The organism is Streptomyces sp. NPDC014676, assembly GCF_043084105.1.
Taxonomy (GTDB): Bacteria; Actinomycetota; Actinomycetes; order Streptomycetales; family Streptomycetaceae; genus Streptomyces.
This window is the reverse complement of sequence record NZ_JBIBZI010000002.1, coordinates 536,989-552,873: the sequence shown is the minus strand read 5'-3', so window position 1 is coordinate 552,873 and position 15,885 is coordinate 536,989. Positions and strand designations below refer to the sequence as shown.

The 15,885-nt window shown below is 74.7% G+C and carries 14 protein-coding genes; 13 read left to right on the top strand and 1 reads right to left on the bottom strand.

Annotated elements, in window-relative coordinates; translation table 11 throughout:
- Nucleotides 1-28 precede the first annotated feature (28 nt).
- Nucleotides 29-1,786 (bottom strand): DUF4157 domain-containing protein, encoded by a 1,758-nt coding sequence (locus tag ACF1DX_RS06920; protein WP_391790169.1) that lies wholly within the window; start codon nt 1,784-1,786, stop codon nt 29-31.
- Between the two features lie 240 nt (nt 1,787-2,026).
- On the opposite strand from ACF1DX_RS06920, the gene ACF1DX_RS06915 reads away from it, so the two are divergent.
- From ACF1DX_RS06915 to ACF1DX_RS06855, 13 genes are read left to right on the top strand one after another with little or no spacing between them, the layout of a single operon-like run.
- Nucleotides 2,027-3,577, top strand: coding sequence for a phage tail sheath family protein (locus ACF1DX_RS06915; RefSeq protein WP_391790168.1), 1,551 nt, complete (start codon nt 2,027-2,029; stop codon nt 3,575-3,577).
- 35 nt (nt 3,578-3,612) lie between these two features.
- Entirely contained in the window at nt 3,613-4,053 is a 441-nt protein-coding gene (locus ACF1DX_RS06910) for a phage tail protein (RefSeq protein WP_030829861.1), read from the top strand.
- Nucleotides 4,050-4,550, top strand: a complete 501-nt coding sequence (locus ACF1DX_RS06905; protein ID WP_391790167.1) for a hypothetical protein — start codon at nt 4,050-4,052, stop codon at nt 4,548-4,550. The genes ACF1DX_RS06910 and ACF1DX_RS06905 overlap by 4 nt, the downstream gene beginning before the upstream one ends.
- Nucleotides 4,547-4,705, top strand: a complete 159-nt coding sequence (locus tag ACF1DX_RS06900) for a DUF6760 family protein (protein WP_199822185.1) — start codon at nt 4,547-4,549, stop codon at nt 4,703-4,705. The genes ACF1DX_RS06905 and ACF1DX_RS06900 overlap by 4 nt, the downstream gene beginning before the upstream one ends.
- A gap of 4 nt (nt 4,706-4,709) precedes the next feature.
- Nucleotides 4,710-7,697 (top strand): hypothetical protein, encoded by a 2,988-nt coding sequence (locus tag ACF1DX_RS06895; RefSeq protein WP_391790166.1) that lies wholly within the window; start codon nt 4,710-4,712, stop codon nt 7,695-7,697.
- A 29-nt stretch (nt 7,698-7,726) separates the two neighbouring features.
- On the top strand, nt 7,727-8,152 hold the full coding sequence (locus ACF1DX_RS06890; protein ID WP_030871410.1) for a phage tail protein: 426 nt from the start codon (nt 7,727-7,729) through the stop codon (nt 8,150-8,152).
- Between the two features lie 56 nt (nt 8,153-8,208).
- Entirely contained in the window at nt 8,209-8,931 is a 723-nt protein-coding gene (locus ACF1DX_RS06885; protein WP_391790165.1) for a LysM peptidoglycan-binding domain-containing protein, read from the top strand.
- Nucleotides 8,928-10,757, top strand: coding sequence for a VgrG-related protein (locus ACF1DX_RS06880; RefSeq protein ID WP_391790164.1), 1,830 nt, complete (start codon nt 8,928-8,930; stop codon nt 10,755-10,757). Before ACF1DX_RS06885 ends, ACF1DX_RS06880 begins: the two co-directional genes overlap by 4 nt.
- Nucleotides 10,758-10,800: 43 nt before the next feature.
- On the top strand, nt 10,801-11,121 hold the full coding sequence (locus ACF1DX_RS06875; protein ID WP_391790163.1) for a PAAR domain-containing protein: 321 nt from the start codon (nt 10,801-10,803) through the stop codon (nt 11,119-11,121).
- Nucleotides 11,118-11,540 carry a GPW/gp25 family protein gene (locus tag ACF1DX_RS06870; protein ID WP_030229539.1) on the top strand — a complete coding sequence of 141 codons (423 nt, stop codon included), beginning with the start codon at nt 11,118-11,120 and terminating at the stop codon, nt 11,538-11,540. Before ACF1DX_RS06875 ends, ACF1DX_RS06870 begins: the two co-directional genes overlap by 4 nt.
- Nucleotides 11,540-13,501 (top strand): putative baseplate assembly protein, encoded by a 1,962-nt coding sequence (locus tag ACF1DX_RS06865; RefSeq protein WP_391790162.1) that lies wholly within the window; start codon nt 11,540-11,542, stop codon nt 13,499-13,501. Before ACF1DX_RS06870 ends, ACF1DX_RS06865 begins: the two co-directional genes overlap by 1 nt.
- Nucleotides 13,498-14,061 (top strand): phage tail protein, encoded by a 564-nt coding sequence (locus tag ACF1DX_RS06860; protein WP_391790161.1) that lies wholly within the window; start codon nt 13,498-13,500, stop codon nt 14,059-14,061. Before ACF1DX_RS06865 ends, ACF1DX_RS06860 begins: the two co-directional genes overlap by 4 nt.
- Nucleotides 14,062-14,064: 3 nt before the next feature.
- On the top strand, nt 14,065-15,786 hold the full coding sequence (locus tag ACF1DX_RS06855; RefSeq protein ID WP_391790160.1) for an NADase-type glycan-binding domain-containing protein: 1,722 nt from the start codon (nt 14,065-14,067) through the stop codon (nt 15,784-15,786).
- The last annotated feature ends 99 nt before the right edge of the window (nt 15,787-15,885 follow it).

Sequence of the window (15,885 nt, the reverse complement as noted above, 5' to 3'; positions counted from 1 at the left end):
GGAAGGTCACGGCGCGGCCCGTGCTCCGTCACTCCTCGGTGAGCGCGTCGTCCCCGGTGACCTCGCCGACCGTCCGGGCGATCAGCTCGGCCAGACCCAGCCAGCTCTCCTTCTCCAGGGGCCCGCCCAGGTCGCGCATCTCGAAGAGCGACAGGGGCCCGTCCGCGCCCATGGCGCCCACCCCCTCCGGCTCCGGGGTCTCGTGGTGCCGCGGATAGCCGGGCGGGGGAGAGAGCAGGTCCTTGGCGTCCGATCCCTGGAAGACCGAGTCCAGCCACTGGCGCCTCGTCAGGGCGGTACCACCCGGCTTCTCCTTGTACCGGCCGGAGAACACGGGGCCGTCGATCCCCTTGTCCGCGATGTCGTGCAGGGCCGTGTAGAGGTCCTGGAGATGACTGCCCAGCCACGCCTGCGCCGCCGGTGCCAGAGTGCCGCGCATGCTCACGAAGTCCGTGCGCGGCATCATCGAGAAGAAGTATTTCGGGTCCTCGCCGGCGCCCTTCTTGTCCTCCAGGTCGTAGAGGGTCTTCAGGATCACCGTCAGGAACCCGGAGACCTCTTCCCGCAAGTCCGCGTCCAGCGGTTCGGCGGCCGTGGCGGCGAGCCGGTCGAGGACCGCACCGGCGTGATCACGGGCCTGGCCGAGACCGGGCACCATTCCGGTCACCCGCTTCTTGAAGTCCTTCTCCTTCTCGAGCCCGTCGTCGGCGTTCCGGACGCGCCGGCGCTTCGTCGGCAGGCTGTCGTCGTTCGCCTGCTGTTCCAGGGTCTCCAGCTTCGCCACCAGCTGGTTGACGCTCTGCATGCCGATGCCGAAAGTGGCCTGCGGCTTCGCCCGACCCGGCCCGCGCGCCTCGATCTCGTAGGCGCCCTCGACGTACTTCCCGGCCGCGGAGGCCTTGTCGTGGAACGCGACGACCGAGAGCAGGGCCTTCCGCACGTCCCCGAGGGTCGCCAGCGGGTGGGTGACGAACTCGACGTTCCCGTTGTCGGCGGCGACGTACGCCAGACCGCCGGGCAGGTCGATGAGCGACTTCTTGGTGTCCTTCTTGAGGCGCCCGTTCTCGCGGAACTTCCAGTTGGTGTCGGTGACCTCGAACTCGAAGCCGACCTTCCGCTGTATCTGCGCCTCGGCCTCCTGCGGGACGCCGGGAGCCGCGGTCACCGGGTGGGAGTGCCCCCCGGCGCACTCCTCCGCCCGCTGCACGGGTGAGGGCCCCGACATGATCCGGTGCGCGTTCGCCTCCGCCTCCCGCTCGAAGCGGTCGCCCGGGTCGCTGATCCGCAGGCCGTTGCCGTGGTCGGTGCCGGAGACCGGGCCCTGGCGCTGCTGGACGACGTGGGTGAGTTCATGGGCGAGGGTGTGCTTGTCGCCGCCGCCGTCACCGAGGACGACATGGCTGCCCGAGGTGTAGGCACGGGCCCCGATGGCGCGGGCCGAGCGGGCGGCGGCCGGCCCGGTGTGCAGCCGTACGCCGGAGAAGTCGGTCCGGAACCGCGCCTCCATCTCCTGGCGCACCGGCCCGGCGAGCGGCTTACCGCCCGACTTCAGGACCTCGCTCACCCCGGTGTCGTGCTGCTCCGGGGCGGGCGCGGGGCGTGCCCGGCGGGCGATCATCCGGGTCACGGCCGCGTTGCCGACGTCGCGCTGGGCGGTGCGCAGCGCGACGGCGGTGAGCGGCGGCGGCACGGAGGCGCCCGCGGAGGTCTCCCGCCGGGCGGGGGACACCTCGCGCCCCGGCTGCCGGTTTCCGGCCCGCTCGGTGCGCGGTTTGGGCGTCTGCACCTCGTGCCTCCTCGTCCGTACACCTTCGCGGCCGCTCCAGTGGACCGCGCGGCCGGCCGCCCTGTCCAGGGCGGCGCGGGCAGCGCAAGGGCAACACCGGGTGACGACGGGGCGGTTGAGAAGCCCGGAAAGGCAGCGGTCCTGCCCCTGTTCAGGTCCGCGGGTCCCTGCCGTCCCGCCCGGGGCTCCGCGCAGACTCGGCCTGGACACAGGTGACCGCAAGGACGTTAAGGAGCGAGCATGCCGACGTACCTCACCCCGGGCGTGTACGTGGAGGAGGTGCAGTCCGGTGCCCGGCCGATCGAAGGGGTCGGCACGGCCGTCGCCGCGTTCGTCGGCTTCGCCGAGAAGGGCCCGTTCCACGCGCCGACGCTGGTCACCAGCTGGGACCAGTACTCCCAGCTGTTCGGCGGCTTCACCGAGGGCACCTATCTGGCCCACGCGGTCCACGGCTACTTCTCCAACGGCGGCGGCGCCGCGTACGTCGTACGCGTCGGCGGGTCCGCCGAGGACACCTCCGCCCCGGCGGCCGGCAACGGCCGGGCGCGCGGGGGCGACAGGGCCGTACAGCCGGTGGAGCTCGGCGGCTTCCTGATCGCGGCCAGGCCGGGCGTCACCGGGGTGTCGGTGGAGGTCGCCGACGTCGACGGGGAGAACCCGCCGGAGGACCGCTTCAAGGTCCTGGTCCGCCGCGGCGAGCAGGTGGTGGAGACCTACGAGGCCTCCACCCGCAAGAACGTCAAGGGATACCTGGTCACCCAGGCCCGCTCCTCCGAGCTGATCGAGGTCACCGAGCAGCGCGGCGCGGGGACCGCCAAGCCCGCCGCGGGCACGGTGGCCGTCCCCGACGCCCCGGCCGCCCCGGCCGGGAACGCCGCCCGCGTCGACCCCGCCGAGTACGTCGGCGACGCCTCCGCCCGCACCGGGTTCGGCGGTCTGGAGACCATCGACGAGATCACCATGGTCGCGGTGCCGGACCTCATGGGCGCCTACCAGCGCGGCGACATCGACGCCGAGGGCGTACGCACCGTGCAGCTCGCCGTCATCTCGCACTGCGAGCAGATGGGCGACCGGGTGGCCGTGCTCGACGCCCCGCCCGGCCTGTCCGCCCAGCAGGTGCGCACCTGGCGCAACGACGAGGCCGGCTACGACTCCCGCTACGCCACCCTGTACTACCCGTGGGTGCGGGTCTTCGACCCGGCCCTCGGCCGCAACACCACCGTCCCGCCGAGCGGCCACGTCGCCGGGGTGTGGGCGCGCAGCGACGCCGAGCGCGGGGTGCACAAGGCCCCCGCCAACGAGGTCATCCGCGGCGCGGTCGACCTGGAACTGCGGCTCAGCAAGGGCGAGCAGGACCTGCTCAACCCGATCGGCGTGAACTGCATCCGGGCCTTCCCCGGCCGCGGCATCCGCATCTGGGGTGCCCGCACCCTCTCCTCCGACCCGGCCTGGCGCTACCTGAACGTGCGCCGCCTGTTCAACTACCTCGAAGAGTCCATCCTGCTCGGCACCCAGTGGGTGGTGTTCGAGCCGAACGACGACCGCCTGTGGTCGAGCATCCGGCGCAACGTCACCGCGTTCCTCCAGGAGGAGTGGCGCCGGGGTGCGCTGTTCGGCCGCACCGCCGCCGAGGCGTTCTACGTGAAGTGCGACCGCGACAACAACCCGCAGGAGTCCATCGACCAGGGCCGGGTCGTCTGCGAGATCGGCGTCGCGCCGGTCAAGCCCGCGGAGTTCGTGGTGTTCCGGCTGGCCCAGTTCTCCGACACCACCAGCCTCATCGACGAGTGACCCGCGGGTCCGCAAGGGAAGGTTGACAGACAGTCATGGCAACGGGCGACGCTCTTTCCACCCACGTCTTCGGCGTGCAGCTCGGCGGATACCTGGTCGAGTCGATCCAGGAGATCAGCGGGTTCACCGTCGAGGAGGATGTCGTCGAGGTCAAGCAGGTGACCTCCGAGGGCAAGCAGATCATCCGCAAGCAGCCGGGTGCCCGGCAGGCCGGCGAGATCACGATCACCCGGGGACTCGACCAGAGCAGCGAGTTCACCAACTGGATCAAGGAGACCCTGAACAACGGGGCCGTGAACTCCGCGCGCCAGAACCTCACGATCGAGATCAAGGACACCGAGGGCAACACGGTCCGCCGGATCCAGCTGCTCCAGGGCTGGGCCTCCAAGTGGGAGGGCCCGTCGCTGAAGGCGGGCGAGTCCTCCCCGGCCACCGAGTCCGTCACGATCGTGTTCGAGGAGATCGTCGTCGAATGAGGCGTCGTACGGTGACGGCGGGCAACCTGGAGGAACTCCTCCAGGCGACGGCGCCCGCCCCGGCGTCCGAGCAGGCGGCGGCGGACCCCCCGGCCGCGGCCGCCCCGCCGCGCCGGGAGGACCACGGGCTGCGCACCGAGTTCGAGTTCGAGCTGCCGCGCGGCTACGTGGACGACGAGGGCACGGTGCACCGGCACGGCACGATGCGCCTGGCCACCGCCCGCGACGAACTGCGGCCGCAGATCGATCTGCGGGTCAAGGAGAACCCGGCGTACCTGAGCGTGGTGCTGCTGAGCCAGGTGATCACCCGGCTCGGCTCGATCACCGATGTGCACGCCGGGGTCGTGGAGCGGATGTACGCCACCGACGTTGCCTTCCTCCAGGACTTCTACCGCCGCGTCAACAGCGAGGGCCACACCCGTGCGGCGGTGACCTGCCCGCACTGCGAGGGCGCCTTCGAGGTCGACCTCTCGGGTGGGCGCCTGGGGGAATCGTGACGTACGCGCTTCCCCGGCTCCGGGAGGAGATCGCGTACGTCGCCTACCACTTCCACTGGCCGCGCGAGGAGATCCTCGACCTCACCCACGGCGAGCGGCAGCAGTGGGTGGCCGAGATCGCCCGCATCAACACACGGATGAACGAAGGCGGTTGAGCGCATGGCATGGCGGGACAGGCTGCGCCGCCGGGCCGCCGGCCCGTCGGCGGCCGGCCGGTCCGGTGAGTCCGGCGCCGCGGGCGTGGACCGGGGCGTGAACGACGTCCCGGCCGCCACCGTGCCCGTGCCCGCCGACTGGGACGGCGGCTGGCGCCGCACCGCCGCGCCCCCGCTCACCGTCTCCCGCGCCCCGCTGGGCGTGAGCGACGGCCTCGCCTTCCGCGCGGGCCTCGCCGCCTGGCAGGACCCGACCTTCGACCGGGGCATGGGCCACGCCCTGCTCCCCGACGCCCCGGCCGGCCTGGTGCGGGGGGTCACCCGTCCGGCCACCCCGGCGGCCACGAGCAGCGGCGGGGGGCCACTGCTGCTCCGTGCGGTGCGGCGGGAGGGGGACGGCGCGGAGGGCGGTGCGCCGGGAGCGGCGGCCGGGCCGGCCACGGCGCGTGCGGACGCGGTACGGCCGGACACGGCGGCCCGCGCGGGCAGGGCGACGCCGGCGACACCGGTCGCACGACGGGTGCGGTCGTCCGGTGCGGGGTCCTCGGGCTCCGGGTCCTCGGGCTCCGGGTCCATGGCCCCCGGGGCCGTGGCTTCCGGTTCCGCGGGCTCCGGGGCATCCGGTACGGGGCCGTCCGGCCCGGCGTCCTCCGGTCCGGCCTCCTCGCGCTCCGGAACCGCCGACTCGGCGACTTCCGGTCCTGGGGTTCCCGGTGCGGAGTCGTCCGGCCGGGTGTCCTCGGGCCCGGCGGACTCGGGTGCCGGGGCGTCCCGTGGCGGCCCGGGTGGTGCGCGGGCGGCGGGTACGGGTTCCGGGGCGACCGTGGTGGCCCGTTCCACCGACGGTTCCCGCGGCACTCCGGACAACAGCGGTGCCCCGGCGTCCCGTGGCCTCACGCCCACGACGTCCCCGGCCGTGCTCTCCTCGTCGTCTCCCGCTGTGCAGCGAGCCGTGACACCGGACAGCGGCACTCCGGTGGTGGAACCTTCCGATTCCGGCCTCCCGTCGACCACTTCGCCGATTCCGCTCGTACGACGCGTCTCCGTGGTCCCCGGTGCGTCCGCCGGGGGAGCCGGTGCCCGGCCCGTTCCCGCCGCGTCCGCTTCCTCGCGGACGCCGTCCGCGCAGCGCACCGCCACGGGGGCGGGACCCGAACGGAGCGGCGGCCGACCGGAGGCGTCCCGGGTCCCTGGAGTCGAGCCGTCCCGTCCGGTCGCCCGGCCGCAGTCGGTGGGACCCCGGTTGACGGTCGCCCGCCGAGTGACCGGCCCCGTACGCCGCGTCGCCGCCCTGCGCCCCGTCGTCGCCCCGACGCCGGACAGCCCGAAGGACCCCGCGGCCGCGGACAGCCGTGCCGCAGCCGCAGCCGCAGCCGCGGACAGCCGTACCGCCGCCGCGGCCGCGGACAGCCGTGCCGCAGCGGCACCCGGCGAACGCCGGCGAGTGGACACCCCCACGGCACCCGCCACTGGGCAGAACCCCGTCCAGCGGGCCGCCGTGCGCCCGCCACTGGGCGCCCCGCTGACGGAACTGCCGCCCACGGCCACACCGCTGAAGCGGCAGACTGCCGCCGCCGAGGGAGGCCCCACCCTCCCCGTCGTCCAGCGCCAGGCCGAGGACACGAGCGGTACGCCCTCCAACAGCCCGGCCTCACCGCCGAGTTCCGCCCCCCAGCGCACCGGCGCCCGCACCCGTGGCGGCCTGGGCGCGCCCCTGCCCGCGCTGCCCCCCAGCGCCGACGTGCCGGGCACGACTCCATCCGGCGCCCGAGCACCCCGTACGACGCCCGCCCACGTACCCCCCGCGGCGGACGCCGGTCCACCGGCCGCCCCGCTCCTGGGAACCGCCGACGTCCAGCGTCGCCTCACGGATCACCCGGCCCCGCAGGGCACCCCGGCACCCGATCCCTCCGCCCCGCCCGGCGGCGGACCCGCCACGCCGTTGGTGGCGCCGACTCCGGGTCCGGCGTCCAAGGGCCCGGCCGGCACCGTCGTACGATCCACGTCCACGTCCACGTCGGCGCCGGCCGGACCGGAACCGGGCCCCGTCGTCGCCCGTGCCGTGAGCCCCGCCGTGGGCTCGACCGCCAAGGCCGCCCCCGCCACGACGAGCAGCCCGGGCGCGAGTCGCCCCGCGACCCCCCGCCCCCGCACCCTCGCGCTGCTCCCCGCCCGCCCGCTCGGCCTCAGCACCCGGACCCCCGAAGGCGCGTCCCCGGCGGCCGCGTCCCGCACCGGCGGCCGCCCCGTCGTGGCCGCACGCTGGACCACGGCCCCGGCCGTCCCCGGCGCCGGCCCGGGGGCGCCCACGCGCCCGGCGTCCGCCCCGTCCCCGGGCTCCCCGGTGATCCCGCCGCACGTCCAGCGGGCCGTGACGGCGCACCGGCCGCGGGACCCGGGTGCGCGACGACCCGACCCCGGCCCCGCGCCACGGACCGGCGGCCCGACCGGCCCCGGGAGCGGCGGTACCGGCCGGCCCGTCCCCGTCGTCAGGCCCGAGCCGCCCCGCACGGCTCCCGGTACGGCGACCGCCCCCGCACCGGCGCGGTCCCTCCCCGTGACCGCCCTCCAGACGGCACCCCTCGCCCACGGCCCGTCGGCCCCGACGGCACCGGCGCCGGCGGGACCCGTCCCCGTGGTCCGCCCGAGGACCGTGACGCCGGGACCGGCGGCGCGCGGCGGTACCGGCCGGGCGGCGACCCCGGTCCAGCGCGACACCTCTCCCGCCGGTGACCTCGCAGGGGTCACCGGCGTACCGGTCACGTCGCGCCCGGCGCCAGCCCGTTCCTCCTCGGTCTCCGCCGCCGGTGACCTCGCCGTACCCGAGAGGACCGGCCGGCAGGCCCACCGGGCGGCGGACAACCCGCAGAACCCCGGCGCCGACCTGGACGACCTCGCGCGCCGCCTGCTCGACCCCCTGGCCCGCCTGCTGCGCGCCGAGCTGCGGCGCGGCCGGGAACGTACGGGCCGCCCCTACGACGGACGCCGCTGAGGGCACGGCACGGAACGGATGACGGACGGATGACGGACAACATCTTCGCGAGCAGCGTGTTCTTCCAGCTCACGATCGGCGGCAACGACCTGGGCGCCTTCAACACCTGCTCCGGCATGGGCGCCGAGGTGGAGATCGAGAGCTTCGCGGAGGGCGGCAACAACGGCTTCTCCTGGCAGCTCCCCGGCCGTGTGACCTGGTCGAACATCACGCTCACCCGGCCGGTCACCGCCGACACGGCGAAGATCGGCCGCTGGCTGGACGAGACGCTGAAGCGGGTGGAGCCCAAGGACGGCGAGATCGTGGCGCTGAAGCCGAACCTCAGCCGGATCATCAGCTGGCAGGTGTTCGGGATCGTGCCGGTGCGCTGGCAGGGCCCGTCCTTCGATCCCAGCAACTCGCAGGCCGCCATCGAGACCCTGGAGATCGCCCACGAGGGACTGCGCCCCTCCTGACCACCGCGCCCGCCCCGCGCCGCCACCCGCACCCGCCCCGGAAAGGAAGTCCCGGCATGTCCACCGTGTCCCGCGCCAGTCGGGCCAGGGCCCAGCTGACGTTGAAGGAGCCCCCGGCGTCCGTCGGCGCGAAGCCGGGCGGGACGATCGCGCGGCTGAACCTCCAGTTCAACCCGAACACGCTGCAGTTGCAGAAGACCACCGAGTGGCGGCGCACCCCGTCCCGGATGGCCGGGCAGTCGGCGCTGCCCGAGTTCGTCGGCAGCGGACCGCGCACGCTGGCCCTGGAAGTGTTCCTGGACGCCACCGCCAAGCACGACAACTCCGTGGAGCAGGCGGTGGAGAAGCTGATGAAGGCGTGCGTGCCGACCCCGGCGAGCCTCGGCCGCAAGAAGCCGGCCAGTCCGTGGGTGCGGTTCGAGTGGGGGACCGCGCGGACCACCTCGTTCGACGGGGTGCTCTCCAGCCTGTCGGTGTCGTACACGCTGTTCGACGTGGACGGGAAGCCGCTGCGGGCCACCTGCCAGCTGTCGATCGAGGAGGCGAGCGTCGACCCGCCGGGCCAGAACCCGACGTCCGGCGCCCGCACCGCCCGCAGTACGCACACCGTCGTGGCGGGCGACAGCCTGGCCCTGCTGGCCTGGCGGGAGTACGGCGACGCGACGGCCTGGCGGGTCATCGCGGAGGCGAACCGGATCGACGACCCGATGGCCCTCGTACCCGGCACCGAACTGGTGGTGCCGGGGCTGCGGGACGCCGACGGCGAGGAGGAGCAGTGAGCACAGCGGTGGAACGGGGCGGCCGGTCCTTCGCGGCCGACCCGATCGTGGAGACGCCCGCCGAACTCCCGCCCGTCTGGGCCGCCCAGCTGGTGAGCTGCGTGGTGGACGAGAACGTGGGCCTGCCGGACGCGGCGGTGCTCACCTTCCGCGACCCCGACCACGAGTTCCTCCAGAAGACCGGCATCACCATCGGCACCCCGCTGAAGGTGTCGGTGGTGACCGTGTCCGGGCAGGCGCGCGAGCGGCTCTTCAGCGGCGAGGTGACGGCCCTGGAACTGGACCGGGACCGCACCGGCTCGTTCACGGTCGTGCGCGCCTACTCCAAGGCGCACCGCCTCCAGCGCGGCCGGAAGGTGGTGGCGTACCGGAACATGACGGCGGCGGCCATCGTCCGCAAGGTGGCCGCCGGGGCGGGCCTGGCCTGCGGCACCGTGCAGGCCGCGCCGGTCACCTACCAGCAGCTGTCGCAGGCGAACGTGTCCGACTGGGACTTCCTCCAGTTCCTGGCCGCCGAGAGCGGCGCACAGGTGCGCGTCGACGACAAGGGGCTGCTCCAGTTCACCAAACCGGAGAAGGCGTCCGGCGCGCCCGCGCCGTCCACGTCGGCCACCCGGAACCCGATGGTGCTGGAGTACGGGCGGAACCTGCTGGCGCTGCGGGCCTCCCTGTCGGCGGCGGACGGGGCGCAGCAGGTGGAGGTGCGCGGCTGGGACGTCACCACGAAGCGGCCGCTGGTGGCGGCCCGGCCGTCGGTGGACAGCGACGCGGTGGTGCCGGGACTGAGCCCCGCGCTCGCCGCCCGGTTCGGGAAGTCCAAGCTGACGGTCACCGACACCCCGTACCGCACCCAGGCCGAGACGAAGGCGGTCGCCGACGCGGTGGCCGACCAGGTGAGCGCCGGTTTCGGCGAGCTGGAGGTGCTGGCCGAGGGCAATCCGAGGCTGCGGGCGGGCAAGCCCGTGGCGCTCGGCAACGTCGGGCAGGCCTTCTCCGGCAAGTACACGGCGACGGCGGTGCAGCACGTCCTCGAACCGAACGGCGGATACCGTACGACGGTGTGGGTGAGCGCCAGCCCGGACCGCTCCCTGACCGGCCTGGTCACCGACGCCAACGCGCCCTCCCGGGGCCCGCGCATCCCCGGCCTGGCGATCGGCGTCGTCACCGACGTGCGCGAGCCCGGCGGTGCCGAGAGCGGCGCCGTGAAGCTCAAGTTCCCCTGGCTGGACGACACGTACGTCACCGACTGGGTGCGCACCGTGCAGTGGGGCGGCAGGGGCGGCGGGGGTGTGGTGGGCGCCGAGGTCAACGACGAGGTGCTGGTCGGCTTCGAACAGGGCCTGCTGGACAGCCCGTACGTCATCGGCGGGCTCTACAACGGCGTGGACAAGCCTTCGCCGCACGACGTGCCACTGATCGACAAGACCACCGGGAAGGTCAACCGCCGGTCCGTCGTGTCGCGTTCGGGTCATCGGGTGGAACTGCTGGACGCGCGGGCGCCCGGCCGCTCGGGGGTACGGCTGCTGACCGCCGACGAGCACATGGAGGTGTTCCTCGACGACCGCCGGGACCGGATCGAGCTGACCGTGTACTCCGGCAAGGGCACGGCCCGCACGCCCCTCAGCTCCGTCGTGCTCGACAAGAAGGGCATCACCCTGGACGCGGGCCGGGGCGACGTGAGCGTGTCGGGCCGCAACGTGGACATCCAGGGCCGGGTCGGCGTGAAGATCGGCGGCCGCGACGTGAACGTCACCGGCAGCTCGGGCGTCACCGTCGACGGCGGTCTGCTCGGCGTGCTCAAGGCCAAGCTCATCCGCATCAACTGACCCCGCCCGCCGTCGTCTTCCGACATCCTCCGAGGAGAGCCGCATGCCAGCCGCAGCCCGTACCGGTGACCCCACCGACCACGGCGGCCGGATCACCACCCCGCCGCCCGCCGCCGCGCGGTCGGTGGCGACCGTCCTGATCGGCGGCCGGCCCGCCGCCGTCGTGGGCAGCCTGCACGTCTGCGTGCTGCCCCAGCACGCGGTCATGGGGCCCGCCAACGTGATCCTGCCCAACCCGGCGGGGCTCGCCTCGGGACAGGTCCTCATCGGCGGGCTGCCCGCCGCGCGGGCCCGCGACCGGACCGCGTGCGGCGCGACCGTCCTGCCCGGCGCCCTGAACGTCGTGATCGGCGGTGCCGTGTGAGCGAGCGGTTCATCGGCCGCGGCTGGGGGTTCCCGCTGCGGGTCGGGCCCACCGGCGGGATCGCCCTGGTCGAACGGGAACGGGAGATCGAGGAGGCGATCCGGCTGGTCCTCGGCACCGCGCCCGGCGAACGCCCCATGCGCCCGGAGTTCGGCTGCGGCATCCACGACTACGTCTTCGCCCCCGGCGACGGCGCCACCGCCGGACGCATCGCGCAGCAGGTGCGCGAGGCCCTGGAACGGTGGGAGCCGCGGATCGCGGTCGACGACGTGGTCGTCGCCTTCGATGCCGTCGAGGACGGCACCCTCTACATCGACGTGCACTACACCCTGCGATCCACCAACGACCGGCGCAACCTGGTCTTTCCCTTCTACACGATCCCCTCCGAGGAGGGGGCCGAGGAAGCGGGCGCGGACTGATGGCCCTGCCCTCCCCGAATCTGGACGACCGGCGGTTCCAGCAACTCGTCGACGAGGCCAAGCGGTACGTGCGCCAACGCGCCCCCGAGTGGACCGACCACAACGTCTCCGACCCGGGCGTCACCCTGATCGAGACGTTCGCCTACCTCGTGGACCAGTTGCTGTACCGGCTGAACCGGGTCCCGGACAAGAACTACACCGCGTTCCTCGACCTGTTGGGCATCCGCCTGTTCCCGCCGACGGCCGCCTCCGCCGACGTCGACTTCTGGCTGTCGGCGCCGCAGCCCGACACGGTCGCGCTGCCCCCGGGCACCGAGGTGACCACCGCGGGCGGCGAGTCCGACGAACCCGTGGTCTTCACCACCACCGGCGAACTGCGCATCCTGCCCAGCGAACTGACCCGTCTGGTCACCGCGCCGCGGACCGGCGAGCAGAGCGACCGGACCGGCATGCTCGCCGACGGCCTCGACATCCGCTGCTTCCAGACCACACCGGAACCGGGCGACGCGCTGCTGTTCGGACTGCCGACGGCGGTGCCGCGCTGCATCGTCGCGGTCCGCCTGGACAGCCGCGTCGAGGGCATCGGCGTCGACCCGCGCCAGCCCCCGCTGGTGTGGGAGGCCTGGGACGGCGGCGGCTGGCGGCCGTGCGAGACCGGCACCGACACCACCGGCGGCCTGAACCGGCCCGGCGAGGTCATCGTGTACGTACCGGCCGGGCACACCGCGTCGGTGATCGGCGGCACCCGGGCCGGCTGGCTGCGCTGCCGGGTCACCGAGGCGGAGCCGGGCCAGCCGTTCTACTCGGAGTCCCCGACGGTGCGCGAGGCGACCGTCTTCACCGTCGGCGGCACCATGTCCGTCGAACACGCCGAGACCGTGACCGACGTGCCCCTCGGCACCTCAGAGGGCGTCGCCGGACAGACCTTCCGGCTCGGCCGCCCGCCGGTCCTCCTCGACGCCGGGCCGCCCGTGGTGGAGGTCTCCACCGACGAGGGGTGGCAGCGCTGGGAGGTGGTCGAACACTTCGGCCGCTCCGGACCCGCCGACCGGCACGTCCGGGTGGACGCCACCACCGGCGAGTTCCTCTTCCCGCCGGCCCTGCGCGAACCCGACGGCACACTGCGGCAGTGCGGCGCCGTGCCGCCCAAGGGCGCCCGGATCCGGGTGGCCCGCTACCGCACCGGCGGCGGTCCCGCCGGCAACGTGGCCCGCGGCGCGATCTCCGTACTGCTCAGCTCCGTGCCGTACGTCGCCCAGGTCACCAACCGGGAGGCGGCGCGCGGCGGGGTGGCCGGGGAGACCGTCGAGAACGCCAGGCGGCGCGCCCCGGAGGCGCTCCGCATGCAGGACCGCGCGGTGACCGCCGAGGACTACGAGATCATCAGCCGCCAGGCCGCGCCCTCGGTGCGCCGGGTGCGCTGTCTGCCGGCCGCCGGCACGCCCGGTGCGGTACGGGTGCTGGTGGTGCCGGACGCGGTGGCCGACGAGGGCGACGACCGGCTGCGCTTCGAGCAGCTGATCCCCTCGGAGCAGGTGCTCGCGGCGATCACCGCGAGCCTCGACGAACGGCGGCTGATCGGCACCCGGCTGGTGGTGGAGCCGCCGGTCTACCAGGGCGTCACCGTCGTGGCCCGGCTCTCCGCGGCCCCCGGCGACACCGACCGGGTCCGCGCCGCCGCCCTCGACGCGCTCTACGCCCACCTCAACCCGCTCACCGGCGGCCCGGACGGCACCGGCTGGCCCTTCGGGCGGCCCGTCCAGTACGGCGAGATCTTCGGCGTGCTGCAACGCGCCACCGGCAACGCCCTGGTCGAGGAGATCCGGCTGTTCCCCGCCGACCCCGTCACCGGCCGGCGCGGCGCCCCGACGGACCGTATCGACCTGGCGGCGGGCGCGCTGGTCTTCTCGTACCAGCACCAGGTGGTCGTGACGCCGGCCGGGGCGGAGGGCCGGGGATGAGCAGGGCCGCGATACCCGGCCTGCCGAGCAGATACCCGATCGGCGGGCAACTGCCCGCGCTGTACGCCGACGACGACTTCGCGCAGCGGTTCACCGCCGGGCTCGACACGGTCCTCGCCCCGGTGTTCTCCACCCTCGACAACCTGCCCGCCTATCTCGACCCCCGGGTGACGCCGGTCGACTTCCTGGTGTGGCTGGCGTCCTGGGTGGGTGCCGGGGACGACCCCCAGTGGCCGGTGGAACGGCGCCGTGAGGCCGTCGTCCGCGCGGTGGAGCTGCACCGGTGGCGCGGCACCCGGCGCGGGCTGGCCGAGGCCCTGCGGCTGGCGCTCGGCGTGCACGCCGAGGTGACCGGCGACGGGGGTGCGGTGTGGTCACACACCGCGGGCTCCGACCTGCCGCCGGAGCCGCCCGCCGAGGTGCTGGTCCGGGTCCGGGCGGACGGCGCCGCACCGGTGGACGTGGACAGGGTCCACGAGATCGTCCGGGCCATGTGCCCGGTGCACACGGCGTTCCGGGTGGAGGTCCTCTCCGGCCCGCCCGCCGAGGAAGGGAGCTGACGCATGCGCGCATGTCCCGCCTGCGGGGCGTCCAACGACCCCACGGACGACTTCTGCGGCAACTGCGGCACATACCTGGGCTGGTCGGACACGCCGTCGGCACCGAGCCGAGCGACGACTCCGGCGGACCCGGCACCCGAGGGGCCCCCCGCCGTCGCGGACCACCCGACGCCCCCGGCGGCCACGGAACCGACGGTCCCTCCCGAGGACCCGGCCACCGCTCCGGAGCGCCCGGCCGCCGCGGGGTCGGGGCCCGGGTCCACCGATGCTTCGGCGGCCGCCGGGCCGGTGGGTTCGGCGGCCGACGGCGTTCCGGATCGGTCGGGTGCTTCGGTGGATCCGGGCCGGCGGGCCGCCCGCCCGGCCGCCGCCGAGTCCGGGACGGGGCAGGTGTCCTCCGATGCTTCGGCGGCCGCCGGGCCGGCGGGTCCGGCGGCCGCGTCGAGGGGCTCGGGCCGGCCGACCGCGGCGGAACCGGAGACGGGGCGGATTCCCGACGCCCCCTCGGCGGCCGTACCGGCGACTCCCGCGCTCCCTGTGTCCCTGGACCCTCCGGCCGTCCCGGCGCCCCCTGCCCTCCCCGACGTCATCCCGCCGGGGGTGTCCGGAGCGGCCCTCGCGGAGGGCGGGCCCCTGTCGGCCGCGCGTGCCCTCGGCGCGTCACTGCGCGCCCGCCTCACCGGCCGCGGGTCCGACGAGGCGAGCGCCCCGGACACCCCGGCCGCGGACGCCGCCGACGCCGACGACACGGCCCGTACGGACCAGGGGCCCGGCACGTCGGAAGGACAGGGCGCCACCCCTTCCCGGCCCGCGACCACCGGCCCCTCGTCCCCCTCCGCACCCGGGGCCGCTCCCCGTACCGGCTCCCGGGCCCCCGCTTCCGGTGACCCCCTTCCCACCACCCCCCGGCCCCCGGCACCCCCCGCCCCCGCCGCCGACCCCGCCCCCGTAGGTCCCGTCCTCCCCGCGAAGCCGGTGGCGCCCCGGCCCGTGGTGCGGCCCACCACCGTGGAGGAGGGTGACGTGGTGGGGCGGGCGTGCCCCGTCTGCGGGACGGTCAACCGGCCCGAGCGGCGGTTCTGCCGGCGCTGCGCGGCCGAACTGAAGCCCGCCGAGAAGCCCGCCCCGCTGCCGTGGTGGCGGACGGTGTGGCCGTTCCGGCGCCGGAGGCGGGCCGGGTCGGGATCGGTGTTCCGGTTCGTCGTGATCCTGGCCGTGGTGCTGGCGCTGTGCGCGGGAGGTTTCCTGCTGCTGCCCGCCGGACGGGCCCTGATCGAGGACACCCGGGACAAACTGGGCAAGGCCACCCCCATCACCCCGGTCGCCGTCGAGGCGAGCGCGGCGGTGCGCGGACATCCGGCCGCGGACACCACGGACGGGCTCAACAACCGCTACTGGGGCGCGCCCGGACCGGGTGCCTCGGTGACCTACACCTTCCGCAAGCCGTTCCGCCTGGTCGACCTGATCATCACCAACGGGGCGTCCACGTCTCCCGAGGCGTACGCCCGTCAGGGCCGCGCGCTCCAGGTGGACCTGGAGGTGACGGCCGAGGACGGCACCGAGCACCGCAAGGAGATCACTCTCAGCGACAAGCCGGGCCCGCAGACGATCTCCACCGGCATCAGCGACGCGAAGTCGGTGCGCCTGGTGCTGAGTTCACCCGCAGGTCTGACATCGGGACGCCATCTGGCCGTCGCGGAGGTGGAGTTTTTCCAGCGGAGCTGACGGCGCGGGGTACGGGAGCCGACGTCCCGGTGGAGCGCGGACGGCGATTGGCACAGCAGGAGGGAGACCGCCCACCCCCCGCCCCACCAGTGGCTACGT